Origin of the sequence: Streptomyces sp. NPDC060049 (genome assembly GCF_042736715.1) — a bacterium.
Lineage (GTDB): Bacteria > Actinomycetota > Actinomycetes > Streptomycetales > Streptomycetaceae > Streptomyces.
The window spans coordinates 104,029-129,097 of record NZ_JBHWVV010000003.1 but is presented as its reverse complement, the minus strand read 5'-3'; the positions used below and the strand labels follow the sequence as shown (position 1 = coordinate 129,097).

Annotated in this window: 26 protein-coding genes and 1 tRNA gene; 9 read left to right on the top strand and 18 right to left on the bottom strand. The window is 70.4% G+C overall.

Annotated features, from left to right (window positions below; genetic code table 11):
* Positions 1-6: 6 nt before the first annotated feature.
* The 6 genes from ACFWBY_RS05880 to ACFWBY_RS05855 form a co-directional block, all read right to left on the bottom strand.
* Entirely contained in the window at positions 7-942 is a 936-nt protein-coding gene (locus ACFWBY_RS05880) for a DUF6339 family protein (protein ID WP_385334467.1), read from the bottom strand.
* 5 nt (positions 943-947) lie between these two features.
* Positions 948-1,931 carry a hypothetical protein gene (locus ACFWBY_RS05875; protein WP_385334334.1) on the bottom strand — a complete coding sequence of 328 codons (984 nt, stop codon included), beginning with the start codon at positions 1,929-1,931 and terminating at the stop codon, positions 948-950.
* Entirely contained in the window at positions 1,928-4,021 is a 2,094-nt protein-coding gene (locus tag ACFWBY_RS05870; protein WP_385334332.1) for a helix-turn-helix domain-containing protein, read from the bottom strand. Before ACFWBY_RS05870 ends, ACFWBY_RS05875 begins: the two co-directional genes overlap by 4 nt.
* An 81-nt stretch (positions 4,022-4,102) precedes the next feature.
* On the bottom strand, positions 4,103-4,525 hold the full coding sequence (locus ACFWBY_RS05865; RefSeq protein ID WP_385334330.1) for a very short patch repair endonuclease: 423 nt from the start codon (positions 4,523-4,525) through the stop codon (positions 4,103-4,105).
* A 43-nt stretch (positions 4,526-4,568) separates the two neighbouring features.
* Positions 4,569-5,810 carry a hypothetical protein gene (locus ACFWBY_RS05860; protein ID WP_385334328.1) on the bottom strand — a complete coding sequence of 414 codons (1,242 nt, stop codon included), beginning with the start codon at positions 5,808-5,810 and terminating at the stop codon, positions 4,569-4,571.
* Positions 5,811-6,431: 621 nt separating this feature from the next.
* The gene (locus tag ACFWBY_RS05855; protein ID WP_385334326.1) at positions 6,432-6,974 is read right to left on the bottom strand and encodes a GNAT family N-acetyltransferase; all 543 of its coding nucleotides are present in this window, start codon (positions 6,972-6,974) and stop codon (positions 6,432-6,434) included.
* A 212-nt stretch (positions 6,975-7,186) separates the two neighbouring features.
* Here ACFWBY_RS05855 and ACFWBY_RS05850 point away from each other — a divergent pair, with 212 nt between their 5' ends.
* Both ACFWBY_RS05850 and ACFWBY_RS05845 read left to right on the top strand, forming a co-directional pair.
* Positions 7,187-7,363: a hypothetical protein gene (locus ACFWBY_RS05850; RefSeq protein ID WP_385334324.1), complete on the top strand. Its 177-nt coding sequence runs from the start codon at positions 7,187-7,189 to the stop codon at positions 7,361-7,363.
* Positions 7,364-7,581: 218 nt separating this feature from the next.
* Complete coding sequence (locus ACFWBY_RS05845) at positions 7,582-7,881, top strand: hypothetical protein (protein WP_385334322.1); 300 nt, start codon at positions 7,582-7,584, stop codon at positions 7,879-7,881.
* A 335-nt stretch (positions 7,882-8,216) separates the two neighbouring features.
* Here ACFWBY_RS05845 and ACFWBY_RS05840 read toward each other — a convergent pair whose 3' ends face one another.
* The 5 genes from ACFWBY_RS05840 to ACFWBY_RS05820 form a co-directional block, all read right to left on the bottom strand.
* Entirely contained in the window at positions 8,217-9,587 is a 1,371-nt protein-coding gene (locus ACFWBY_RS05840) for a DUF445 domain-containing protein (RefSeq protein ID WP_385334321.1), read from the bottom strand.
* A gap of 70 nt (positions 9,588-9,657) precedes the next feature.
* A complete protein-coding gene (locus ACFWBY_RS05835; RefSeq protein ID WP_385334319.1) occupies positions 9,658-10,386 on the bottom strand; it encodes a DUF1707 domain-containing protein in 729 nt (242 codons plus the stop codon).
* 149 nt (positions 10,387-10,535) lie between these two features.
* On the bottom strand, positions 10,536-11,504 hold the full coding sequence (locus ACFWBY_RS05830) for an ATP-binding cassette domain-containing protein (RefSeq protein WP_385334317.1): 969 nt from the start codon (positions 11,502-11,504) through the stop codon (positions 10,536-10,538).
* A gap of 6 nt (positions 11,505-11,510) precedes the next feature.
* The gene (locus tag ACFWBY_RS05825) at positions 11,511-12,383 is read right to left on the bottom strand and encodes an ABC transporter permease (protein WP_385334465.1); all 873 of its coding nucleotides are present in this window, start codon (positions 12,381-12,383) and stop codon (positions 11,511-11,513) included.
* 4 nt (positions 12,384-12,387) lie between these two features.
* The gene (locus ACFWBY_RS05820) at positions 12,388-13,215 is read right to left on the bottom strand and encodes an ABC transporter permease (RefSeq protein WP_385334315.1); all 828 of its coding nucleotides are present in this window, start codon (positions 13,213-13,215) and stop codon (positions 12,388-12,390) included.
* Positions 13,216-13,403: 188 nt separating this feature from the next.
* Between ACFWBY_RS05820 and ACFWBY_RS05815 the strand changes: the two genes are divergently transcribed.
* Positions 13,404-15,881, top strand: a complete 2,478-nt coding sequence (locus ACFWBY_RS05815) for a transglycosylase domain-containing protein (RefSeq protein WP_385334313.1) — start codon at positions 13,404-13,406, stop codon at positions 15,879-15,881.
* 49 nt (positions 15,882-15,930) lie between these two features.
* On the opposite strand, the gene ACFWBY_RS05810 is transcribed toward ACFWBY_RS05815, so the two are convergent.
* The 3 genes from ACFWBY_RS05810 to ACFWBY_RS05800 form a co-directional block, all read right to left on the bottom strand.
* A complete protein-coding gene (locus tag ACFWBY_RS05810; RefSeq protein ID WP_385334311.1) occupies positions 15,931-16,251 on the bottom strand; it encodes a DMT family transporter in 321 nt (106 codons plus the stop codon).
* 210 nt (positions 16,252-16,461) lie between these two features.
* Positions 16,462-16,806, bottom strand: a complete 345-nt coding sequence (locus ACFWBY_RS05805) for a GroES family chaperonin (RefSeq protein ID WP_385334309.1) — start codon at positions 16,804-16,806, stop codon at positions 16,462-16,464.
* Between the two features lie 46 nt (positions 16,807-16,852).
* Positions 16,853-17,170 carry a DUF3618 domain-containing protein gene (locus ACFWBY_RS05800; protein WP_385334307.1) on the bottom strand — a complete coding sequence of 106 codons (318 nt, stop codon included), beginning with the start codon at positions 17,168-17,170 and terminating at the stop codon, positions 16,853-16,855.
* 113 nt (positions 17,171-17,283) lie between these two features.
* Between ACFWBY_RS05800 and bcp the strand changes: the two genes are divergently transcribed.
* The 4 genes from bcp to ACFWBY_RS05780 all read left to right on the top strand — a co-directional run bounded on the left by bcp (position 17,284) and on the right by ACFWBY_RS05780 (position 19,469).
* Positions 17,284-17,751, top strand: coding sequence for a thioredoxin-dependent thiol peroxidase (gene bcp / locus ACFWBY_RS05795; protein WP_385334305.1), 468 nt, complete (start codon positions 17,284-17,286; stop codon positions 17,749-17,751).
* Positions 17,752-17,890: 139 nt separating this feature from the next.
* On the top strand, positions 17,891-18,517 hold the full coding sequence (locus ACFWBY_RS05790) for an HNH endonuclease (RefSeq protein ID WP_385334303.1): 627 nt from the start codon (positions 17,891-17,893) through the stop codon (positions 18,515-18,517).
* Positions 18,514-19,383 carry an HNH endonuclease gene (locus ACFWBY_RS05785; protein WP_385334301.1) on the top strand — a complete coding sequence of 290 codons (870 nt, stop codon included), beginning with the start codon at positions 18,514-18,516 and terminating at the stop codon, positions 19,381-19,383. Before ACFWBY_RS05790 ends, ACFWBY_RS05785 begins: the two co-directional genes overlap by 4 nt.
* A gap of 11 nt (positions 19,384-19,394) precedes the next feature.
* A tRNA-Leu gene (locus ACFWBY_RS05780) sits at positions 19,395-19,469 on the top strand.
* A gap of 54 nt (positions 19,470-19,523) precedes the next feature.
* Here ACFWBY_RS05780 and rdgB read toward each other — a convergent pair.
* The 4 genes from rdgB to ACFWBY_RS05760 all read right to left on the bottom strand — a co-directional run bounded on the left by rdgB (position 19,524) and on the right by ACFWBY_RS05760 (position 22,035).
* Positions 19,524-20,153 (bottom strand): RdgB/HAM1 family non-canonical purine NTP pyrophosphatase, encoded by a 630-nt coding sequence (rdgB, locus tag ACFWBY_RS05775; protein WP_385334298.1) that lies wholly within the window; start codon positions 20,151-20,153, stop codon positions 19,524-19,526.
* A 66-nt stretch (positions 20,154-20,219) separates the two neighbouring features.
* Positions 20,220-20,606, bottom strand: coding sequence for a hypothetical protein (locus ACFWBY_RS05770; RefSeq protein WP_385334296.1), 387 nt, complete (start codon positions 20,604-20,606; stop codon positions 20,220-20,222).
* 220 nt (positions 20,607-20,826) lie between these two features.
* Complete coding sequence (rph, locus tag ACFWBY_RS05765; protein ID WP_385334294.1) at positions 20,827-21,558, bottom strand: ribonuclease PH; 732 nt, start codon at positions 21,556-21,558, stop codon at positions 20,827-20,829.
* 129 nt (positions 21,559-21,687) lie between these two features.
* Complete coding sequence (locus ACFWBY_RS05760; RefSeq protein WP_385334292.1) at positions 21,688-22,035, bottom strand: glucose PTS transporter subunit EIIB; 348 nt, start codon at positions 22,033-22,035, stop codon at positions 21,688-21,690.
* Positions 22,036-22,199: 164 nt separating this feature from the next.
* Between ACFWBY_RS05760 and ACFWBY_RS05755 the strand changes: the two genes are divergently transcribed.
* Together ACFWBY_RS05755 and ACFWBY_RS05750 are read left to right on the top strand one after the other, a co-directional pair.
* The gene (locus ACFWBY_RS05755; RefSeq protein ID WP_385334290.1) at positions 22,200-23,501 is read left to right on the top strand and encodes a PTS transporter subunit EIIC; all 1,302 of its coding nucleotides are present in this window, start codon (positions 22,200-22,202) and stop codon (positions 23,499-23,501) included.
* Positions 23,502-23,773: 272 nt separating this feature from the next.
* Positions 23,774-25,045 (top strand): PTS transporter subunit EIIC, encoded by a 1,272-nt coding sequence (locus ACFWBY_RS05750; RefSeq protein ID WP_385334288.1) that lies wholly within the window; start codon positions 23,774-23,776, stop codon positions 25,043-25,045.
* Positions 25,046-25,069 lie beyond the last annotated feature (24 nt).

The following is a 25,069-nucleotide window of genomic DNA, read 5'->3' as shown; positions in this document are numbered from 1 at the left end:
CGCGTTTCACATTCGGTCCGAAGGCTTGGCCAGACTTACTCCCGAGGAGACGGGCTCCTCGGGCTCCTTACCCGTCTCCCGGTCTCGCAGTGGGGCCTCGGCAAGGAGTCGATCGAAGATCGGAACCAATGCGTCGACGGAAGCCCGCCGCACGGTACCGTCCTCAGGCCCCTCGGGCAGCCGCTCCCAAGGAACGGCCGCCGCCTGCTCCGACTCGTCGATCCAGTCGCGGAGAGCGTCGATCTCCGGTCCTGCGTCAGGGGCGAGCACCTCGTACACCAATGTGCTGCCGGCCGCGTTCACCGCAGCCGAGAGGGCGTTGACCTGATCTCCCGGACGACGCGCGCCCGCCGAGACGCGCTGCTCGAGAACCTTCAAGATCGCTTGCGCCGTGGGACGGTGATCAATGACGTCAAGGCGCATGGTCGTCTGGAGTATGTCCTGCAGGCGACAGGCGAACTCGACGGGGCGGTAATCCGCCCCGTCCCGGAAGAGTTCGGCCGCCCACCACAGTCGCGAGAAGGCCTGCGTGTAGTGCGGGCCGGAAAAGCGAGTGACGGTCGCCGCCCCCCGACCCGCATCGGTGTCCGACCTCCGGTGTCTCCACGCGACGTAGTCCGGAGCCACAAGCATGGCCAGGTGGTTCCAGAGACGGTTGTCGGCGGCCTCCGCCCGCGTCATGCGCAGCGTCGCGTGCAGTCGAGGCGCCAGCCATCCGTCCGCCGCCGTGCGATTGCCGTCGTAGCGGCTCATCGCCTGATCCACGAGATCGCGTACGGGTGCCGTACGCCACCGGCAGGCATACGCGAGTTCCTCGGACGCTTTGCGCAGGGCCACTTGCGGCGGTTTCGCCTGCCCCGTCTGCACCGCGCGGCTCAGGTGCTTGGCCACTGCGGCATCGGACAGGAGACCGAGCACCGGGGGAACTTCCTGACGACTCATGCCACTCACCGGGAGGCTCCTGTCTCTTCCTCACCGTGTACCGAACGCACCGCGTTGGTCAGATTCCTCGTGTTGCGGCTGCGTCGACCCGCCGCGAACTGCACACCCGTCTGTACCTCAGCCCATCCATGACCCTTCGTACGCCGTTCGGTGAGCTCGTACAGGGAGTCGGTGAGCTGCCGCCCGGGGAGAACGTCGGGAAGCATCACGCGCAGGACCGCCTCTCGCCAACCGGTGGGCATCAAGGGGGTCCCGTCCTCGTCGACGTCCAAGTCGCTGATCGCGGTGTGGAACATCGCCGTCCAGGCGTCCTGGGCGATTTGGCTTGCGGTGAGGTCGCGCAGGGTCCTCACCGCCGCGCTTCCACCAGTGCCGCCGAGTGCCTCGACCAATCCTTCTACGGCACCGGTATTGAGGTAGACGGTGGGGATGTCCCCGGCCGTCTCGACGATCCAGGCGGATTCCTTGTACGGCCTCAACCACTCGTGTGGACCTTCCTTGAAATCCACTTCGACGATGTCGATCTCCCGCTGCCGCACCGGGGTCGACGCCTTGAGGTCGACGACCCAGTCCTGCGCAGAAGCACCCACGAGGCGGCCCGGGACGCCGGCAACGGTCGCCACCACGAGAACGCTCAACGTCGCACGATTGACGTGGCACGCCCGATCCAGCTCGACCGTCCCCTGGACGGTTCCGTCCGCACCCCGCGCAAGGACCGTCGTGGACCGGGTGTTGGTGGCCTTCTCCGACAGCACCGCAAGGAAAGTAACGTCCGACCAAGGTCCCGCGAGCAGTTCATCGTTCGGAGCCGTTACGGCGACCCGGAGCCGGGCGCGGTCCCATTCGACCCGCCCGGACTGGTGAAGGGCCACCGCTCGGTCCGAGGCGGAAATCATCGCGTACGGAAGTTCCGCACCGTCGACGGAGACGGATACGACCTTCAGGGCGATGTCTCCGAAGACCGTCGGATAGGGAAACACCGCAGTCACTTCGTACCCCCGCGAGCCTTCTGGACTTCCACCACGAGGCGTGCGAAACCGCCGTGCACCGGATGGGTTCGTGGATCTGTCACACCGTGGAACACAGCGGTGCGCACGCCCGGATCGACCACCAGATCGCCCTTCTCCACACGGCAGTCGACGGCCGCGACGAGCTCTGCCCAATCGACGACCGCCCTACCCCCGGAACGCACGTCGAACTTCGCCACCGGCGTCAGCAGCCAGGAGTCCTCCGCGTCGGGCAGCTTGATTTCCACGGTCATGCTCCAGGCGCCGGATTCCACGATCCGCGCGTCGACGCTCTCCACCAAGGGGAAGCTCTGGGTCCTGCGCTGCGCCGCTGCGGGCACAGCAAGCTTCAAAAGGTCCCTCAATGCGGCCGGACCCCCGACCCGGCTGACGTCCCGCCTCCCCACAAGGCTTCGTACCGCCTTGTCCACGTCACCGCGAAACTCCTTGAGCCGGCTGACGGCACCGCGCTCGTAGAGGGAAGTCAGTTCTTCGGTGCGGTCCCAACGGTCGTGTTCGGGTGGCTCCGAGGCCCGGAGGAACGCCTCGGCGAGGTCCACGTCCTCTCCCGTGCGATCCGTCGCGTAGCCGGCGAGGAGGACTGCTTGGAACGGCGTGGTGCCGAGTGGCAACTCACGCGGCCGGTGTTCCGTGATGGTCATGCGGTTGCCACGCATACACACGACGCGGCTGTGCTTCTCGTCCGTATCGGCCGCCGGCGTGAGCAATAGAACGGCGCGGTGTTCCCTGCCCTTGTCCCGAGCCCGCCCACGGCCTTTGAGGGGCGTCACGATCAGCGGGACCTCGACCCGAGCCACTTGGTCCCCGGAGGTGAGCGAGTCGACCACGCTGCCGTCGAGGTGAGACTGCAAGGCGCGGCTCAAGGCAGGGTGCCGAGAATGCGGGTCGACGCGCTCTTCCCCCATGACCACGCGGCCGTTGCGGAGGGTACTTACACGGACGTCGAGCAGAGGGCCCGCGTCGCGCCCTCCGATCATGGCCGCCCAGAAACCATCGCCGAGAGATCGAACCAATTTCGCGTGGAGATCCTGAAGCTCTTCGGCGTCTCCTGACGCATCGTGGGCGCCCACCACGAGGAACGACGTGCCCGGAGTACCGTCTCGCCGTTCAAGGTGGAGACTGCGGACCACGTCCTCACTCGCCCACCAGGAACGCGACACGTCTTTGTGAGCGGGCTCGGAGTCGGGCTCACCGAACCACGCCGGACCGGCAAAGGACTCCCCGCCGACCTGCCTCCAAGGGAGATCCAACCGACCGATGACGCGTCGCTCCGTGCGCCCCTCATGCGGCTCGGAGAGTGTGGAGTTGATCAGCACGAGGCCGAATCTGCTGGCGGCCCACAGCGTTGCCTTGCCCAGGCCGTACGACCCACCGGCCCGACCGCCTGCCTCCTTGTGGCTGTCGAGCTGACGCCTGACGACGGCGGCGAAGCGCCCGTCCTGATACTCGGGGCCGGTGAGGCCATTGGCGTTGTAATCGTCGACTCGAAGCAGAAGTAGGGTCTTCCGCGTCTCCAGTTCGTCCAGGGCGGCCCGCAGACTCCTCGACACCTTCTGCTCGGCCGACGCCGCTTGGTCGTAGTGCGGCCGCAGATCATCCCAGCGGAGAGCGGTCAAGAAATCCGTCAGGAACTCCCCGCTCAGTTCGTGCAGGGTGTAGAGCATCCGCACGGGAGAACTCGGATCGAGGCGCTCGTCGAGAGAGTTCTGGGTGGCCTCCCTGGCCAGCACGGACATGTCGGCGTCGAACGCGAACGTGGCTGCGTTGCCGTATTCACGGCCTCCGTCGGCATGAGCCTGACGGTGGTGCCATCGGCGAGGTTGTCCGGGGGACACATCAGTGGTCCGACTGCGCACCGATGCTGCATCCGTCCCGAAAACCTCGGCGATGGCACGTTTGGTCTCGTCGCGCGGCTCGGCCCGTCCATTGATCCAAGCAGAGACGGCTGCCCTGGTCAGCCCCAGCCGTTCGCCAAGATCCGATTGCGTCATGTCCATGCGGTTCAACTGACGCGAGAGCCACGGGCCGAACTCCTCACCGGGCTGCTCCATACGTCTTCCTCCGCTGGTCAGGCTGGTGACTGCGTATGTCACGGTCACCCTAACAGCCCATTTTTGACGTATCAGGAGATGTCAAATATTGAGGGTGCGGTCGGCTCGCCGAGCGGCGGGCCCGCGACCGACCCGCCGCCTCTCGACCACCTCGGCGATGCGCGCGGCGGCCTCCTCCGGACGCTCGTGTTCCCAAACGCGGAGCGACAACCAGCCGGCCTCGGCGAGGCGGGCGTCGGTGTCTCGGTCTCGCGCCCTGTTGCCCTCGATCTTGACCCGCCAGAACTCGGCGTTCCGGCGCGGCCACGTCGCGTGTTCGGGGCAGCCGTGCCAGAAACAGCCATCGACGAAGACCGCGACCCGCGTAGGGCCGAAGACGAGGTCGGCCTCGCGCCGCACTCCCATCACCGGTCGCCGATGCACGCGGTACCGCAACCCCGACGCGTGCAATGCACGCCGCAAGGTCATCTCGATCCCAGTGTTCTTGCTCTTCTGCCGGCTCATACGAGCCCGGTCGCCTGGAGTGCTCTCAAGGGCTTCCACGCTGTCATTGTCGCGGCACGGGAAGCTCCAGTTGAACGTGGCCGCGGGCGAGGGCCGTGGGTGGGGTGGGGCGTTGGGTGGTCAGGGTGAGGAGGGTGCGGAGGGCGGCCAGGACTTCGGCCGGCGTGTCCCGAATCATCGAAGGGGTGGCGCTGACCACCAGGATGCCGTGGGTTTCCAGGCGCAGGCGGCGGCGGAGGGTGGCGTGCCAGGAGTCGCGCGTGTAGTGGTACTCCGCCGAGTCGATCTCCAGGGCCACGCCCTCGTCGGGCCAGTACGCGTCCGGGCTCGCCAGGAAAGAGCCGTCCGGGGTGTAGAGGCGGGCGTTCCACAGGGGGATCGGGAGGTCGGTGGCGGTCAGGGTGTCGCGGGCCTGGGCCTCGGCGATCGAGCGGACTCCGGCGACCAGCTCCGCCGCCGCCTCCAGGATCGCGGGGCGGCGCAGGAGGCGGGCCGAGCGGAGTTCGGCGTGCAGGTCGTTCGGGTGGCACCAGCCGGACTGGACCACCTGGGCGAGGACCGAGCGGATCCGGTCGGGAACCTCGCAGCGGGCGGCGAAGTCGGCGGCCGCGCGGACCGGTCGGGTGGTCGGGACGCCGGAGACCGTGATGGTGCGGGGCCAGCGGGTGGTGGGTACGGGGCGCACCTGCGCACACCCGGCGAGCCGGCGCGGGGCGCGGATCAGGACGTCGGCAGGCGTGTACGGGGCTTCGCGGATGCCGAGGAGGGCGAGGGCGGCGCCGCCGGTGAGGGCGGCCGTCTGGCCGGAGAGCGGGTCCGAAGCGGGCTCGGCGGCGTAGAGGACGGCTGCGAGGGCACGTTGGCGGTGGTCGGGAGGCCCGGTCTGAAGGAGGTAGACGCGGGGGAGCAGACGCTGCCAGGGGCCGCCGGGGCGGGTGCGCGAGGTGATCGTGCCCGGCGGGATGCCGGCCTGGGTGGTGAGCTGGTGGCGCGTGGCGAGGTTGAGCTGGCGGCGGGCGGTGGACGCGGTGCGGGTGGTGGGGGGCCTGGGGGGCGTGGGGGGCGTGGGGGTGGTACGAGTCGTGACGGCGGCGGTGCGGGCCGTGGGCGTCGGGCCGGCCTTGGGAACCGGGCGCGCCGTGAGTGTGGTGCCGGCCGTGGGCATCGGCCGGGCCGTGGGGGTGGTGCACGTTACGGGTGGGGTGGGCGGGGTCTTCGCGGAGTGCGTCGAGGGCGTTGAGTGCGTCGAGTGCGGGGTGCGGGTGGTGCGCGTGGTGGGATTCATGGCCGCGGTATGCCCCGGGCGCGCGGCCCGAACTCCCCCGGCCGGGCGTGTTCTGGGATTGCCCGCGGTGCCCCGGGCCGTGATCGGGCGACCCGTCGCGGGGCGGAGGTCTGCCGGTGCTCGGCCCCGTGTCGCGGCAGCACGGGCACAGCCGCCGCCTACAGGTGCCGGGCGGGTCCGGGCGACCCGTCGCGGGGCGGAGGTCTGCCGGTGCTCGACCCCGTGTCGCGGCAGCACGGGCACAACCGTCGCCTACAGGTGCCGGGCGGGTCCGGGCGACCCGTCGCGGGGCGGAGGTCTGCCGACGCTCGACCCCGTGCCGCGGCAGCACGGGCACAACCGTCGCCTACAGGTGTCGAGCGGGTCCGGGCGACCCGTCGCGGGGCGGAGGTCTGCCGACGCTCGACCCCGTGTCGCGGCAGCACGGGCACAGCCGCCGCCTACAGGTGCCGGGCGGGCTCAGGCCGCCCGTCGCGGGGCGGAGGTCTGCCGGCGCTCGACCCCGTGCCGCGGCAGCACGGGCACAGCCGTTGCCTGCAGGTGCCGGGTGGGTTGGGGCGTGCCGCAGAGCCGCCGGGCTCCGGGGGGACGGCGGGCCTTGCGGTATCCGGTGGCGGCGGCCTACGCCGTCCGGTTCGGGTGGTCCGGGGACAGGAAGACGATCACGCCCGTCTCCGTGCCGGGCAGGGCCTGGACCTCGTGCCAGCCCAAGCGGCGGTACGTGGCCACCGTGTCCCTCGCCAGGCGGCTGGTCAGCAGCCACGCACGGCGGTCGGGGGCGTCGGTGGTGATCTCGGTGAGCAGGGTCCGGCCGGTGCCGCGGCCGCGGGCGTAGGGACGTACGGCCAGTTCGTCTATCTCCAGGGCTCCGGCCAGGAGCTCCTTCACCCGGGCCGGTCCGAGCTGCGCCGCGACCTGGGCGTACGCGCGGTTCTTCGGGAAGGCCGCCGGGGTGATCCAGCCCGTCGCGAAGCCGTCGATGCCGGTGGCGGACTGGGCGAGGGCGGTACGGAAACCACGGCGCCGGGCGTCGGCCGGGAGGCGGGCAGCGAACTGACGAATGGTTTCTTCGTCTTCGTTCCACGGCGGGGCGGAGAAGACGTCGGCGTAGGCGTCGACCAGTTCGTCCGCGAGGTCGAGGACGGCCTGTCCGTAGCAGATCACGATGTCCTTGCTCCTGGTGTTGATCGGAAAGTGTGGGGAGTGGTGGGGTGGGCGAGCTCCAAGGGGCTGAGGTGGTTTGCCCCTTTGGGTGGGAGATTGAATTTATGCCCATCAGGTTCCATTAGCAGACATCGCACGGATGCGGAGAGTGTGCGACAAATCCCCTCGGCACGGTCCGTGTCGGGCGGCCGGGTGGCCGCGTTGAGCAGCGCGTGGACAGACTGCTTCGGGCCACCGCCGGGTGCGGGCTCGCGTTCCTCCTCGTCCTGGGCGTGGTGGCGGCGCTGCCGCGCGGCGTGCGGGACGCGGTACCGGATCCGGTGATCGGCGGGGCCGTGCTGGTGCTGGGCGGGATGGGTGCCCGACGGGTGGCCAAGGGGCCGAGTTAGCCTCGTAGGGCGAGCAGGCGTGACCCTGCGCGGGCACGGGCACGGGCGCGGGCACGGGCACGGGCTGCGGCCTGCGGGCTGCGGACGGATGGACGTGCGGGCGTGCGGACGTGCGGACGTGCGGGCCCGTGAGCGTGTGGGTCCGTGCGGGTGCGGGTGTGGGTGTAGGGATGTATCGGCGTATGGACGTACGAGCTGATGACGTGAGGGAGTTGGGCATGGCGCGGGTACCGAGTTCTGTAGTGGCGGCCGCCGGTCTGGTCGGCGGGTACGCCGTCGCCCGGTGGACCAAGAAGCGGCCGCTCGGCGGTGTCGTACTCGGCGCCGCGGGCGTCGTGGCCGGGCGGGAGTGGCACAAGCGCGGCGGCGCCCCCGCCGCTGCCGGACTCGGCGCGCTCTACCTCGCCGGCTTCGCGGGTGCGCACCCGCTGGCGAAGAAGGTCGGCGCGTGGCCGGCCGTCCTCGGGGCCGCGGGCGTGGTGGCCGCCGCCTCCTGGGCCGTCGCCGACCGCGGCTGACCCGACGCGGGACCAGTGAGCCCCGGCAGGCCCGGCACGGCGATGCCCCCGGGCGGGCAGGGGCGTGAACCCAGCGGGACCCGGCGGTACCGGCACGACGGCGCCCCCCGGCGCGTCGGCGCGGCGGCGACCCCCGCGGGACCCGGCAGGGCCAGTACGGCGGTGACCCTCAGCAGGCCCCGGCCGTACCGGCACGACGGGCGTCCCCCGCAGGACCCGGCAGCCCCGGCACGGCGGCGACCCCCGGCGCGTCGGCACGGCGGCACGGCGGGGAGCTGCCCCGGCCGGACCCCGCGGGGCTCACCAGCCGTCGCGGCGCCCCCAATGGCCGGCGCCTACCCGCCCGCCGCCTGCGACACGGTGTAGATCATCAGGCCCGCCAGCGCGCCGACCACCGTGCCGTTGATGCGGATGAACTGGAGGTCGCGGCCGATGTGGGCCTCGATCTTGCGGGAGGTGTGCTCGGCGTCCCAGCCCGCCACCGTGTCCGTGATCAGCGAGGTGATCTCGGTCCGGTAGGTGGTGACGACATAGACCACCGCGCCCTCGATCCAGCCCTCCACCTTGTCCTGCAGCCTGCCGTCCGTGGCGAGCCTGGCCCCCAGCGACATCAGTGAGGAGCGCACCCTCAGGCGCAGCGCGCTCTGCTCGTCCTCCGCCGCCGAGATGATCATCGAGCGGACCGCCGTCCAGGTGGAGGCGATCACGTCCTGCACCTCGTCGCGCGCCAGCAGCTCGGACTTGAGCCGCTCCACCCGCGCCCGGGTCTCCGTGTCCGACTGGAGGTCGGCCGCGAAGTCCGCGAGGAACCGGTCCACCGCGCCGCGAGCCGGGTGCTCCGGCATGTCGCGCATTTCCTGGACGAAGCGGAGCAGCTCCTTGTACACGCGGTCACCGATCTTGCGGTCCACGAACCGCGGGGTCCAGCCGGGCGCCCCGCCCTGTACCGCCGCCTCCACCGACTCCGCGTGCGTGACCAGCCAGTCGTGCGCCCGCGCGCACACGAGGTCCACGACCCGGCGGTGGCCGCCGTCCGCGACGACCCTCTCCAGGGTCTTGCCGATCCCCGGCGCGATCTCCGCCGTCTCGGCCCGCCGGGTGATCGCCTCGCCCACGACGGCCTGCACGTCGGAGTCCCGCAGGACCGTCAGCGCCCCGCGCAGGGCGGTGGCCAGCTCCGCCGTGACGCGGTCGGCGTGCGCGGGCTCGGCCAGCCAGGAGCCGAGCCGGCCGCCGATGCCGAGGGCGTGGAGCCGGGTCTTGACCACGTCGGCGGAGAGGAAGTTCTCTCCGACGAACTCCCCGAGGGAGACGCCGAGCTGGTCCTTCTTGGTCGGGATGATCGCGGTGTGCGGGATGGGCAGGCCGAGCGGCCGCCGGAAGAGGGCGGTGACGGCGAACCAGTCCGCGAGCGCGCCGACCATGCCCGCTTCGGCGGCGGCCGCGACATAGCCGGCCCAGCCTCCCGCGCCGGCGCGCTCCGCCCACTTCGCCGCGACGTAGACCAGTGCCACCAGGACCAGCAGGCCGGTGGCGGTCCGCTTCATCCGTCGGACGCCGCGCACGCGCTCCTCGTCCGCCTCGCTGAACACGAACGCACCCCGCGCCGTGGTCGACGTACCCGCCGCCTTGGCCGCCGTCGTCGTGCTGCCCTGCTCCACGTGCTCCTGCCTTCCCCCGGGCGCCGGTTTTGTCTGCCTAAGCATCCGACTCCCGGCGGGCCCGGAGAGTTCCCGGCGCGCCGTACCCGTACGGCGAGCTCCTCGCGGCCGGCGCCTACAGCTCCTTGCGCCGCTTCGGTTTCGAGACCGACGCCGGCTTCGGCCGCTTGACCCTGACCTCCACGCCGCCCCAGAAGGCGAGGCCCGTCACGACCACCCTCGGAGCGCCCGGCTCCACCGGACCGGCGGTGTCGCGCTGGTCGAAGCCGCCCATCACGCCGATGCCGCGCACGTCGACCTCGATGCCCGGCGGCACGATGATCTGAATGCCGCCCATGACGGCCACGCAGTTGATCACGACCTCGCGCCGCTCGAAGTTCGCCTCGCGCAGGTCTATCTCACCGCCGCCCCAGAACGCCACCGCGTGGAAACGGGCGGGCACGGTCCAGTTGCCCTTGCGCTGGAAGCCCGACATGACCGCGACGGCCATGGCCGGTCCGCCCGCCGCGCCTCCCCCGCCGACGATCCGGTCCGGCCAGGCGGACTCCGACCCCGCCGGCGCCGCCTTCGTCAGCCCGACCGGGGCGGCCGGCACGGGGGCCGTCGCGCCGAGGGCGGGCAGGTCCCGGGTGAGCGGTTCCAGTTCCGCGTACGTGCGGGACTTGTACGCCGCCTCCAGCCGCTCCTCGAACTCGTCCATGTCGAGCCGGCCCTCGGCGACGGCGTCCCGCAGCCGGTCCACCACGCGCTCGCGGTCCGCGTCCGACGCCCTCAGATCCGGCAGCGGCTTCTCGGACGGCACCGGCTCCTGGGGCAACGGCTTCTCAGGCCGCTCGTCACTCATGAGGATCAGCCTAAGCAGTCGCCGGTAAGAGTTGTATGGCCCGGACCCGGCTCCGACTCAGGGTTCTCCCTGATTTTTCCCGGCCCCGCGCCCCCCGCACCCGTCCCCGGCCTGCCCGCCCCGCGACGCCCCACCCGTTCCCCGTCGAGCTACCCCCGCCCCGCGTACATCCGCGCGATCACGTCCTCGATGTCCGGCTCCCGCACCGACAGGTCCATCAGCGGGTACTCCGCCGCCACCGCCGCGACCAGCGGAGCGGCCGAAGCACGCGCCGGGAACGCCAGCCACTGCCGCGGCCCCTCCACCTTGACCACCCGCGCCCCGGCCACCTCGATCGGCGGGAGCTCCCGCTCCAGGTCCACCACCAGCGTCCGCTCGCTCTCCCCCGCCCCGCCCGCGGTGTGCAGTCCGCCCAGCGAGCCGTCGTACATGAGCCGCCCGTGGTCGATCACCATCACCCGCGCGCACAGCTGCTCGATGTCCTGGAGGTCGTGCGTGGTCAGCAGCACCGTGGTCCCGAGTTCCTCGTTCAACTGCCTCAGGAAGCCCCGTACCTTCGCCTTGCTGACCACGTCCAGCCCGATCGTCGGCTCGTCCAGGTACAGCACGTCCGGGTCGTGCAGCAGCGCCGCCGCGATGTCCCCGCGCATCCGCTGCCCCAGCGAGAGCTGGCGCACCGGTACGTCGAGCAGCTCGGCCAGGTCGAGCCGGTCCACGCAGCGCTCCATGTTCTGCGCGAACCGCGCCGCCGGGATGCGGTACATCCGCCGCATCAGCCCGTACGAGTCCTTCAGCGGCAGGTCCCACCACAGGGTCGTGCGCTGCCCGAACACCACGCCGATCCGGTGGGCGAGGCGCATCCGCTCCCGCGCCGGGTCGATGCCCGCGACCCGCAGCCGGCCGCCGCTCGGGGTGAGGATGCCGGTCAACATCTTGATGGTGGTCGACTTGCCCGCGCCGTTGGGCCCGATGTAGCCGACCACCTCACCGCGCGCCACCTCGAAACTGATCCCGTCCACGGCTCTCACCTGCCGTTTCTCCCGGCGCATCCGTCCGACGCGGCGCCGTACGTCGAAGACCTTCTCGACCTCGTCCAGCGAGATCAGTGCTTCGGCCATGTGGGCTCAGCTCCCCGTGCTGCGGTACGAACGGACCCCCGCGCGCCACGCCAGCGACGCGGGGACGAACACCGCGAAGGCCACCAGCGGGCTCGCGTACGCCACCCACCCCGGCAGCCCCAGCGGATCGGGGCGGCCCAGCACGCGCAGCGCGGGCAGCCAGTTGACGAAGGCGAGGGGGACGATGAAGGTCACCCCGCGCAGCAGGTCCTTCGCGAAGACCGTCGGCGGGTACTGGAGCATCGTGCAGCCGCCGTAGGTGAAGGAGTTCTGCACCTCCGCCGCGTCGCCCGCGACGAACTGGAAGGCCGCTCCGGCCACCATCACCGCTCCGAAGATCGCGGCCCCGGCGGTGATCATCACGGGTACGAGCAACACCTTCCCGGCCGTCCAGTGCAGGTGGTCCAGCTCCGCGACCGCCCACGCCAGCACCGCGAGGCCCTGTACGACCCGTCCCAGCCGGCGCAGCGCGAAGCGGTCGGCCGCGACCTGGGCGAGCAGCGGGACCGGGCGGACCAGCATGGTGTCCAGCGACCCGTCGCGGATCCGGCTGCCGACCCGGTCGGTGTTGCCGAGCAGCAGGTCGGCCAGGCCCAGGGAGGCCGAACAGGACCCGTACAGCAGGGCGATCTCGGGAAGCGTGAAGCCGCCCAGCTCGTCCACGTGGGAGAACATGATGGAGATCGCGACGAAGTCCAGGAGGGTGATCGCCGCGTTCCCGAGGGTGGAGAGGAAGAAGGACGTGCGGTACGTCATCGTCGACCGGATCCACATCGCGGCGATCAGGCCGTAGCCGCGCAGGCCCTCCACGGCCCGGCCGCGCCGGGGAACCCCGGCCGCCCGCCCGGGCCGGTCCCGTACGGGAATCGCCTCGGCCAGCCGCTCAGCCACCCTGGACCACCACCTTGCGCGTCGCGGCCGTCTGCAGCGCCCTGCCCAGTCCCAGCAGGGCCAGCGCCCAGGCGGCCTGGAAACCGAGCGCCCCCGCCGCGCTCCCGGCGCCCGCGCCCTCGCCGAGCAGGACGTCCAGCGGCACCTGGAGCATGGCCGCCCACGGCAGGACGCGGACGAACTCCCCGAAGCCGCCCGGGAACACGGTCAGCGGCAGCAGCATCCCGGAGAAGAAGATGGAGACGACCGTGGCCATCATGTTGATCCCCGCTCCGTCCATCAGCCAGAACGCCGCCAGCCCCAGCAGGTAGCGCAGCCCGAAGCCCACCACCAGCCCGAGGGCCACGGATGTCAGGAAGAGCAGCCAGCGCACCGGGTCGGAGGGCAGCGCCAGGTCGAAGGCCAGTCCGCCCACGAGCAGGGGGACCACCCCGCGGCCCAGGAGCTGGAACCCCGCCCGGCCCAAGTCGGCCGCGAGCCACCACATCTGCAGGTCGGCCGGGCGGTACAGGTCGACGGCGATGTCACCCGTACGGACCCGCTCCTGGAACTCCTCCTGGAAGCCTCCGCCGATCAGCGCGCCGGCGGAGAGCAGCGCCTGGCTGACCCACATGAAGGTGAGGGCCTGCGACTGGTCGTACCCGCCGAGGCCGGGCCGCTCGTCCCAGAGCGCGATGTAGGTGTACGCGAGGATGAAACCGAAGGCGGTGTTGGTGAACACCCCGGCCGCGGTCGCCGTGCCATAGGTGGCGTACCTGCGGAAGCCCCCTGCCGCGACCGCCACGTAGAGCCCGGTGCGCCGGGCCGGAGTCTGACGCACCGCACCACTCCGTTTCCCACGCCGTTGCTGCGTCGTTCGTTCCTAGGCGGCCAAAGCGCGCGAGCTTAGTGCGGAGGGGCGATCCGCGCGAACGATTTACGCCCGTCCGGAGCGGAACCGGTGGCCATCGGGTAGACAGCATGAGGTACAGATGTGGATATTTCGTACGGCGCCGAGGAGTCCCGGAGATGAGCGACCCGTCACCACCCCCCGGCTGGACTCCTCGCGATCCCGACACCCCCGACAACGCCGGTGCCCCCGACGGGCACCGGGCGGCCGGCGCGGCCTCGCCGCCCGGACCGGCGGCGAGCGCCAAGGACACGAGGAAGGCGGAGAAAGCGGAGAAGCGGCGGGCAAGGGCGGCGAAGAAGGCCGGGCGCAGGCACACCGGTTGGCGTCGGATCATCCCCACCTGGCGCATGGTCCTGGGCGGCTTCCTGCTGCTCGCCCTGCTGTGCGGCGGCGCCCTCGTCGCCGGCTACCTGCTGGTCGACATCCCGCCCGCCAACGCGGCGGCCGTCGCGCAGTCCAACGTCTACCTCTACGCCGACGGCTCCCAACTCGCCCGCGACGGCGAGGTCAACCGCGTCAACGTGCCGCTCTCCCAGATCCCCCGGACCGTCCAGGAGGCCGTCCTGGCCGCCGAGGACCGCGACTTCTACTCGGAACGGGCCGTGGACCCCGCCGCGATGCTCCGCGCCGCCTGGAACACCGCGACCGGCAAGGGCACCCAGTCCGGTTCGACCATCACCCAGCAGTACGTGAAGAACTACTACCTGGGCCAGGAGCAGACGATCAAGCGAAAGGTGAAGGAGTTCTTCATCGCGATCAAACTCGGGCGCGAGAAGTCGAAGAACTACATCCTCGAGGGATACCTGAACACCAGCTACTTCGGCCGCAACGCCTACGGCATCCAGGCCGCTTCCCAGGCGTACTACGGCAAGGACGTCGGCACGCTCGACACCGCCGAGGGCGCCTACCTCGCCACCCTCCTCAACTCCCCCAGCGTCTTCGACGTCGTCGCCCACCCCCAGGGCCGCGGACGCGCCCTGGCCCGCTGGAACTACGTACTCGACGGCATGGTCAAGAAGGGCTGGCTGACGGCCTCCGCACGCCCCGCCGTCCGCTTCCCCGAACCCGGCACGTTCCGCCCGGCCTCCGGACTGTCGGGGCAGCGCGGCTACCTCGTGGAGGCCATCAAGGACTACATCGTCGAGAACGAGGTCCTCGACGACAAGACGCTCGCCGAGGGCGGCTACCGCATCACCACGACCATCGACAAGGACCGCCAGAACGCCATCGTCGAAGCCGTCGACGACAAGGTGGTCGGCAAGCTCGAACCCGGCAAGCGCAAGGCGGACCGGGTCGTGCGCACCGGCGCCGTCTCCATCGACCCGGCCACCGGCAAGGTCGTCGCCATGTACGGCGGCATCGACTACACCAAGCAGTTCGTCAACAACGCCACCCGGCACGACTACCAGGTGGCCTCCACCTTCAAGCCGTTCGTCTTCGCCTCCGCCGTGCAGAACGACTCCCGCACGCAGGACGGCCGCGAGATCACCCCGTACACGATCTACAACGGTGACAACAAGCGGCGCGTCACCGGCACCCGCATCCGCTACGAACCGGAGAACGAGGGGCAGCTCAGCTACGGCAACATCACCGTCAACACCGCCACCGACCTCTCCGTCAACGCCGTCTTCGCCCAGATGGTCGTCGACGTCGGCACCGACAAGGTCAAGCAGACCGCCATCGCCCTCGGCATCCCCGAGAGCACCCCGAACTTCGACGCGGGACCGGCCATGGCGCTGGGCACCATGCAGGCCAGCGTCCTGGACATGGCCCAGGCCTACGCGACCCTCGCCGACCACGGCCGCCACACCCCGCACACCTTCGTGGAGAAGATCACCAAGGGGAGCGACACCGTTTCCCTCCCGCAGCGCGAAGCGACCCAGGCGGTCAGCCGCGAGGCCGCCGACACGACCACGTCCATGCTGGTCAGTGTCGTGGACAACGGCACCGGAACGGCCGCCCTCGCCGCGGGCCACCCCGCCGCGGGCAAGACCGGAACCGGCGAACTCGACCGCTCGGCCTGGTTCGCGGCGTACACCCCGAACCTGGTCACGGTCGTCTCGATGATGGGCCAGGACCCGGACACCGGCACGCTGGAATCCCTCTACGGGGCGCTCGGCGAGGCCCGCGTCGGGGGCGGCGGCTACCCGGCCCGGATCTGGGCCCAGTACACGAAGGCGGCCCTGGGCGACAGCGACCCGCAGGACTTCGACCTCGAGCTCATGCCCGGCGCCGAGCAACTCCCGCCGGCGCCGCCCGTGATCCCCGACCAGCCGCAGCAGACGCCGGGCGAGCGCTCCTCCGGCCCGCCGGTGCGCCCCACGCCGACACCGCCGACGGGCGGGCAGACGCAGGGCGGACAGACGAACGGAGGCCGGACCGACGGCGGACGGACGGACGGCGGTCAGACGGACGGGGGCCGGACGGACGGCGGCCGGACGGACGGCGGCCGGAACACGGGCGGTGAGACCACCGGGGGCCGGACCACGGGCGGCCGGACCACCGGAGGCCAGAGCGACGGCGCCACCGCGCCGGGCGACGGCGGCGGTGACGCCGAGGGGCTGCGGCGCCCGCCTGCGGACCTCCTGGAGTAGCACCGGGCCCGGGGGGACGGCCCGGCCGGGGCACGGGTTCCGCGCGGGGTCAGTGGCCGGAGGTCACCTTCAGGCCGATCACCGCGACCAGCAGCAGACCGATGAAGAAGATCCGGGCGGCGGTGACGGGCTCCCCCATCACCGCCATACCGACCACCGCCGCACCGGCGGCGCCGATGCCGACCCAGACGCCGTACGCCGTACCGATCGGCAGGGTCTTGACCGCCAGCGACAGCAGCACCATGCTCGCCACGATTCCGGCGCCCGTGAAGATGCTGGGCCAGAGTCGGGTGAACCCCTCGGTGAACTTCATGCCGATCGACCAGCCGACTTCGATGACACCGGCGATGATGAGCAGAATCCAGGCCATGACAGGAACCTCCAGAACGAGAGCGGAACTGGTGCGTCGTCTTGTCATGCGGCCACTGGCACTCACCACGGCCACCCGGTACGGCGCGTCTCGTCGGGGTTCCTCACTACCGTAGCAAAAACGCACGAAAAGGGCCGGTGACGAGGGTCACCGGCCCTTTTCGATCTTGGAATCCAAGGATTTACCGCTTCTGGGGGGCGATCCCAGAATCTAGAGATAGAGCCCCGTGGAGTCCTCCGACCCCTCCAGCCGCTCGGCGGCCACGGCGTGCAGGTCCCGCTCGCGCATCAGCACGTACATCGCCCCGCGCACCTCCACCTCGGCCCGGTCCTCGGGGTCGTAGAGCACCCGGTCCCCCGGCTCGACCGTCCGCACGTTCTGCCCGACCGCGACCACCACGGCCCAGGCCAGCCGCTTGCCCACGGCGGCCGTCGCGGGAATCAGGATGCCGCCGCCCGAGCGCCGCTCGCCCTCCGGCGAGTCGGACTTCACGAGCACGCGGTCGTGCAGCATGCGGATGGGCAGCTTGTCGTGGGTGGTGGTGTTCTCGCTCACGCACCGAACCTACCCGCCCGCGCCCGCCCCGCACCCCGCGGGTCCATCAGCGCTTTCGCCGCGCCGACATGACGAGCAGCCCCACGACCCCGATCCCGAACAGGGCCACGGGCACGATCCGCTCGAAGCGCGGGGCGCCGTCCTCGTGCCGCAGGCCGTCACGGGCGTCGGTGATGAGACGGTTCACCGTCGCCACGGCCCGGCCGGCGGTGTGGTCGACGGTGCCGACCACCTTCGCCTTGGCGTCCCCGATGATCGTCTTGGGGTGCATGCGCACGCCGATCTCGTCGAGCGTCTCGGCGAGCTGCTCGCGGCGGCGGACGATGTCCGCCTCGATCTGTGCGGGGGTCCTGGCTTCCGGCACCGCGCTGCCTCCGTCGTCGTGGTCGGTCGTCTGAGGGCGTAGCCCATCATGAACAGTCTGTCAGCAGCTTAGTCTCGAGACCGTACCGATCCCCTCTTGAGGAGACTGTTGAGATGAGCGAGCGACTTGAGCCGGGCGACACCGCCCCCGCCTTCACCCTGCCCGACGCGGACGGCAACGAGGTCTCGCTCGCCGACCACAAGGGCCGCAAGGTCATCGTGTACTTCTACCCGTCCGCGCTGACGCCGGGCTGCACGAAGCAGGCCTGCGACTTCACGGACAACCTGGACCTGCTGGCCACGGCGGGCTACGACGTCATCGGCGTCTCCCCCGACAAGCCGGAGAAGCTGGCGAAGTTCCGCGAGAAGGAGCACCTGAAGGTCACCCTGGTCGGCGATCCCGCCAAGGAGGTCCTGAGGGCTTACGGGGCGTTCGGCGAGAAGAAGCTGTACGGCAAGACGGTCACCGGGGTCATCCGCTCCACGGTCGTCGTCGACGAGGACGGCAAGGTCGAGCGCGCCTTCTACAACGTCAAGGCGACGGGTCACGTAGCCAAGATCATCAAGGACCTGGGCATCTGACCCCGCCCGGTTCCCCCGAGCGGCCCGCACCCAACCGGTGCGGGCCGCGCTGCCCGTCGGACGGAATCCCCCGCAACCGTCCGACTTCGCTCCCGTTAGTCCGTACGAGGTCCGCACGCGCGGCCGGGAGGGGAAAGCAATGGCGGTCCGATACACACGAGAGCTGCTGGATGCCGCGGCCCGGGAGACGACCAACTGGGACGACGCCGTCCGATGGTGCGGCGGCACGCCGAGCAGCGGCACCAGGCGCTACCTGCGGGCGAAGATGCGGGAGACCGGCATCGACTGTTCCCACTTCCCCGCGAAATGGGCACGGCACACGGAAGAGCGGCTCCGGGAGCTGGTGGCCGGGTCCACATCCGTCTCGGAGGTGGTCAGCCGCCTCGGCATCAGCAATGTCGGCGGCAACCAGACGCACATCGCCCGGCGGATCGCGACTCTTGGCATCGACACATCACATTTCGTCGCCACCCGGAAACCTCAACCCAAGGGGACTCTGGGACCGACGCTCTCGCTCAGGGATCCACGGGACGGCAGAGTCCCTGGCGAGCGCCTACGACGAGAGCTGCTGAAGATCGGCGTTCCCGAGGAATGCGCCGAGTGCAGGGTCGGTCCCCGGTGGAACGACAAGCCGCTTCGACACGAGGTCGATCACATCAACGGCGAGTGGTGGGACAACCGGCAGGAAAACCTTCGGATCCTGTGCCCAAACTGCCACGCGGCTACGGACACGTACCGCGGCCGCAAGGCGCGGAGGGCTACATGAGTGAAGTCAGGTACACCCGAGACCTGCTGAGCCGAACTGCGTCGTCGGCCACCAGTCTGGTCGACCTCATGAGACGTCTGGACACCCCACTGCTGGCCGGCCCTCGCCGGTACATGCGTGACAGGCTGGCCCACTACGGCATCGACACGTCCCACTTCGTCGACGAGTCACTGCCTGTCCGGGTCCGGCAGCACTACACGCGGGAGCGGCTGCGGGAAGCGGCCGCCCACACGGACAGCCTCACGGCGATGCTCGCCTACATGGGCGTAGAGCCGTACAACGGCGCCCATGCCCATATCGCCAAGCTCCTCGACCGGTTCGGTATAGAAACGTCGCATTTCCCGCGTCGAGGCGCTCCTACGTCACGTCGGCTCTTCGTCCGCGAGGAGATCGAACCCGCGGTCGCCGGCTCGAAGAGCATGGCGGGGACCATGCGTGCACTCGGCCGCCACCCTTTTGACGGCGCCGCACGCGCCAAAGCCAGGCGGAGCATCGAGGAATACGGGCTGTCGACAGAGCACTTCACCGGTCAGGGGCACACCATCGGCCGCCCCTCCCCTGCACGCAAGTCGTCGGCGGAGCTCCTCAGGCGTCTCGAAGTCGGCTCCTCCCGTACCAAGACACCGACTCTGCGCCGAGCCCTGGACGACCTCGGAGTGCCACATGTATGCACAGAGTGCGGTACCGGGGACGTCTGGCGCGGCCGGAAGCTCGTCTTGGAGATCGACCATGTGAACGGCGATCGCCTGGACAACCGCCGGGAGAACCTCCGGTACTTGTGCCCCTCCTGCCACAGCCAGACTCCGACCTTCGCCAAACGATCAAGGTCCGCCATCCCATCGCAACGAACCCTCGTCGACCAGTAAGGTGGTCGCACGGGTCCGTACCCCAGCTGGCCAGAGGGCGCCGGTTTAGGTCCGGTGTGTCGTGGGTTCGAGTCCCACCGGGCCCACAGCAGCGGCCGGTCATCTCGCTACGAGGTGACCGGCCGTCGCCGTATCCGGGCTCAGCCCAGGAGTTCGCGGATCGCCGGGATCAGGGCGCGGAAGGCCTGGCCGCGGTGGGAGATGGCGTTCTTCTCCGCCGCCGTGAGTTCCGCGCAGGTGCGGGTGTCGTTCAGGGGCTGGAGGACCGGGTCGTAGCCGAAGCCGCCCGTGCCCGACGGGGTGTGGCGCAGCGTGCCCAGGAGGCGGCCTTCGACCACGCGCTCCGTGCCGTCCGGGAGGGCGAGGGCGGCCGCGCAGAAGAAGTGGGCGCCGCGGTGCTCGTCGGCGATGTCCCCCAGCTGCGCGAGGAGCAGGTCCAGGTTGGCCTTGTCGTCGCCGTGGGAGCCGGCCCAGCGGGCCGAGAAGATGCCCGGGGCGCCGTTGAGGACGTCCACGCAGAGGCCCGAATCGTCGGCGACCGCCGGGAGGCCGGTGGCCCGCGCGAGGGCGTGGGCCTTGAGGAGGGCGTTCTCGGCGAAGGTGACGCCCGTCTCCTTGACGTCCGGGATCTCCGGGTACGCGTCGGCGCCGACCAGCTCGTACGGCAGGTCGGCGTCGGACAGGATCGAGCGGAGCTCGGTGACCTTGCCCGCGTTGCGGGTGGCCAGGACGAGGCGGTGGGGCGTCGCGGGGGTCTGCGTCGAGTTCATGGCCCCCATTATCCGGCCGTGCGGCCGGGCCCCCGTCAGGGCCCCGGCCCGCGACCGGCCCGCGCCTCAGCCCGGCGTGCAGACCTTCGAGATCTCCTGCGCGGCGTCCGCGACCGGCGTGATGTCCGGGGCGGAGTTGCCGTTCTCGAGCGAGGTGCGGACGTTCTGAACGGCCGTGCTCATCGAGGAGATGGCCTTGCCGAGGTCGGCGTTGTCCGTCTGGTCTCCGACCTTCTTGAGGTTGGCCTCGATCTCGTTGAGCGCGGTCTGCGCGTCCTGCGGGCTGTTGCCGGCCTGCGAGACGGCCTGCTGGAGGTCGTTGGCGCCGTCGGTGATGGCCACCGCCGTGCTCGCGCAGTCCATGGCCGTCGAGATCGCGTCGCAAGAGGTGATCGCCGGTATGGCGAGTGCTGCCGTCAGGGCGACGGCAGCCAGGCGGTACTTCGGCTTCACTTCGGCCCCCAGAGTCTGCTGCGTGGATGTGGATGTGGATGTGGATGTGGACGTGCGCGGGAAACGCGTCGGGAAACGAGGACGGGCGCACGGCTTCGACGCCGTGCGCCCGTGCCCCTAGGGACGCGCGGACGCGCCCCGCGGTTGCCGGTGCGCGATCCGGTGCGCGATCCGCGCCGCGCCGGGCGCCGCGGCCCGGAGGGCCTTCCCGGTCACCGCGTCAGAGCGAGAGGTCCAGTGCGCTCAGCTGGAGGGCCTCGAGGTCGGCGCAGCCGCCGGCGGCCAGGTCGAGCAGGGCGTTGAGTTCCTTGCGGTCGAAGGGCTCGCCCTCCGCGGTGCCCTGGACCTCGACGAAGCGGCCGTCGCCGGTGCAGACCACGTTCATGTCGGTCTCGGCGCGCACGTCCTCCTCGTAGCAGAGGTCGAGGAGCGGGACGCCGTCCACGATGCCGACGCTGACGGCGGCGACGGTGCCGGTCAGGGGCTTGCGGCCGGCCTTGATCAGCTTCTTCTGCTGTCCCCAGCCGATGGCGTCGGCCAGGGCCACGTAGGCGCCGGTGATGGCCGCGGTGCGGGTGCCGCCGTCGGCCTGGAGGACGTCGCAGTCCAGGACGATGGTGTTCTCGCCCAGGGCCTTGTAGTCGATGACGGCGCGCAGCGAGCGGCCGATGAGGCGGGAGATCTCGTGGGTGCGGCCGCCGATCTTGCCGCGTACGGATTCGCGGTCGCCGCGGGTGTTCGTGGAGCGGGGAAGCATCGAGTACTCGGAGGTGACCCACCCCTCGCCGCTGCCCTTGCGCCAGCGCGGGACGCCTTCGGTGAAGGAGGCGGTGCAGAAGACCTTGGTGTCTCCGAAGGAGACGAGGACGGAGCCCTCGGCGTGCTTGCTCCATCCGCGTTCGATGGTGACCGGGCGGAGCTGTTCGGGCGTACGGCCGTCGATACGAGACATGGCACCGAGCCTAGCCGGTGGGCGGGGTCGGGAAGGACCCCGTCGCAGGGACGAGAGGACCCCGTCCGGGTGCGTCCGGGCGGGGTCCTGTCGTGCGTGCGGGTGCGTGGGCGAGCCGGTGGGCTCAGCTCACATCATGTCTTCGATGTCGGCGGCGATCGGGTCGGCGTCGGTGCCGATGACGACCTGGATCGCGGTGCCCATCTTGACGACGCCGTGGGCGCCGGCGGCCTTCAGCGCGGCCTCGTCGACCTTGCTCGGGTCGATGACCTCGGTGCGCAGGCGGGTGATGCAGCCTTCGACCTCTTCGATGTTCTCGATGCCGCCGAGCCCGGCGACGATCTTCTCAGCCTTGGTGGCCATGTGTTTCTCCCTGAGTTCTACGAAGAACGAGTCTCGGCGGCCGCCGTTTGCCTGTCGGGCGGCGGGTGGTGCGGCTGACCGACCGGCGTGATCCGCTTCGTCACGGTAACTCACGATTGGCCCAGCTATGCGGGCACGTGCCCGCAGGCTGCCGAATGATGACGATCAGCATCAACCTGCCCTCGGGCAGGTGGAATGCGACCGCCACGACAAGTGGTCTACACCAGTGTGCCGCAAGTGGCGCGACTGCCAAAACGGGCCGGTGAGGGAGGACGCGGATGAGCGCGAGCAGCGCCGCAGCAGCGCCACAGCCGAAGTGGTGGAACGGCCTGTACCAGGGGCTGCAGAAGATGGGGCGCAGCCTGCAGCTGCCGATCGCCGTTCTCCCCGCCGCGGGCATCCTGACCCGGCTGGGACAGCCGGACGTCTTCGGCAAGGACGGCCTGGACTGGACGATCGTCGCCAGGGTCATGGCGGGCGCGGGCGGGGCGCTGCTCGACCCGGACCTGGGCCTGCCGCTGCTGTTCTGCGTCGGTGTCGCGATCGGCATGGCCAAGAAGGCGGACGGCTCGACGGCGCTGGCGGCGGTGGCCGGCTTCCTCGTCTACCGGGGCGTGCTGCACGCCTTCCCCAAGGCGTGCCCGCTCGGGTCGACGAACGTCGGAGGCGGCTGCCTGGCGCCCGGGAACACCTTCACCGGGTTCACCTACCAGAATCCGGGGGTGTTCGGCGGCATCATCATGGGCCTGCTGTCCGCGTGGTTCTGGCGGCGCTACCACCGGGTCAAGCTGGTCGACTGGCTGGGCTTCTTCAACGGGCGCCGGCTCGTCCCGATCGTCATGTCGTTCGTCGCGATCGGCTTCGCGGGGTTGTGCCTGTGGGTCTGGCCGCCGGTCGGCGACGCGCTGGAGAGCTTCTCGGACTGGCTGATCGGCCTGGGGGCGGTGGGCGCGGGCGTCTTCGGCGTCGCGAACCGCGCGCTGCTGGTGATCGGCCTGCACCAGTTCCTGAACGTGCCCATGTGGTTCCAGTTCGGCAGCTACACCACGCCGACGGGGAAGACGGTCCACGGTGACATCAACATGTTCCTGGAGGGCGACCCGAACGCCGGGCTGTTCCTCACCGGCTTCTTCCCCATCATGATGTTCGCCCTTCCGGCGGCGGCGCTGGCGATCACGCACTGCGCGAAGCCCGCGCGGCGCAAGGAGGTCGGCGGCCTGATGCTGTCGGTGGCCCTGACCTCCTTCGTCACCGGGATCACCGAGCCGCTGGAGTACTCGTTCCTCTTCCTGGCGCCGGCGCTGTACGCGGTCCACGCGGTGCTGACGGGCGTGTCGATGGCGGTGACGTGGGCATTGGGCGCCAAGGACGGATTCAGCTTCTCGGCGGGGCTGATCGACTACCTCCTCAACTGGGGGCTGGCGACGAAGCCCTGGCTGATCATTCCGGTCGGGCTCTGCTTCGCGGCCGTCTACTACTGCATCTTCCGCTTCGCGATCACCAAGTGGGACCTCAAGACGCCGGGCCGGGAGTCGGACGAGGAGATCGCGGTGATGAAGGCGGAGAACACGAAGGCGTGAGCGGCTGAACCCCTCCGGGGGGGCCGTAAGAGAGTCGAAGGCCTTCGGACCCTTGGGGTCCGGGGGCCTTTGTCATGTATGCCCAAATGTGTCCATCCCCACGAAATTGGTGGGTTCCTTACGCGGACCCCACCGTGCTACAACTGGTCTACACCACTGAGTGGTGTAGACCACGTTGGGCTTTTCCGGCTCCGTGGTCCCCCGTTCCGAGACGCCGCCAACCCCCTTTTTCTCATGCCCCTGGCAGCGCCTTGTCCACTGGAGGATGAACCATGTCCACAGCCACCGCTGCGGAAACCAAGAAGGGCGCCGGCGTGATGGCCGTCATGCAGCGCATCGGCAGGAGCCTCATGCTCCCCGTTGCGGTGCTGCCCGCCGGAGCGCTCCTGCTCCGCCTGGGCGCGGACGACATGCTCGGCGACAAGGACGTCTTCCCGACGTTCATCACGAAGGTCGCCGGCTACATGGCCGCCGGTGGTGGCGCGATCCTCGACAACATGGCGCTGCTGTTCGCCGTCGGCATCGCGATCGGCTTCGCGAAGAAGTCGGACGGCTCGACGGCCCTCGCGGCCGTCACCGGATACCTGGTCTTCCAGAAGGTGCTCGCCACCTTCACGGACAGCAACCTGCCGAAGGTCGCCAAGGTCGACGGCGACAAGATCATCCACGTGGACGCGGCGGTCAACGCCGGTGTCCTCGGCGGTGTCGTGATGGGCGTCATCACCGCCCTCCTGTACCAGAAGTTCTACCGGACCAAGCTGCCGGACTGGGCGGGCTTCTTCGGCGGCCGCCGCCTCGTCCCGATCCTCTCGGCCCTCGCGGGTCTGGTCACCGGCATCGTCTTCGGGCTCATCTGGCCGGTCCTCGGCACCGGCCTGCACAACTTCGGTGAGTGGCTGACCGGATCCGGCGCCGTCGGCGCGGGCATCTTCGGTGTCGCCAACCGCGCGCTGATCCCGATCGGCATGCACCACCTGCTGAACTCCTTCCCGTGGTTCCAGGCCGGTTCCTTCGAGACCCCGACCGGCGCCGTCCACGGCGACATCGCCCGCTTCCTCGCGCACGACCCGAGCGCCGGACAGTTCATGACCGGCTTCTTCCCGATCATGATGTTCGCCCTCCCGGCGGCCTGCCTCGCGATCGTCCACTGCGCCCGCCCCGAGCGCCGCAAGGTCGTCGGCGGCATGATGTTCTCCCTGGCCGCCACCGCCTTCGTGACCGGTGTGACCGAGCCCATCGAGTTCACCTTCATGTTCATCGCCCCGGTGCTCTACGCGATCCACGCGGTCCTGACCGGTGTCTCCATGGCGCTGACCTGGGCCCTCGGCATGCGGGACGGCTTCGGCTTCTCCGCCGGCGCGGTCGACTTCCTGCTGAACCTGGGCATCGCGAACAACCCGTGGGGCCTGGCCGGCATCGGCCTCTGCTTCGCGGTCGTCTACTACATCGTCTTCCGCTTCGCGATCACCAAGTGGAACCTGCCGACGCCGGGCCGCGAGTCCGACGAGGAGCTCGCCGAGCTCCTCAAGGCCGAGGCCAAGTAAGCACGTACGGCCGTCTCGGCGCCG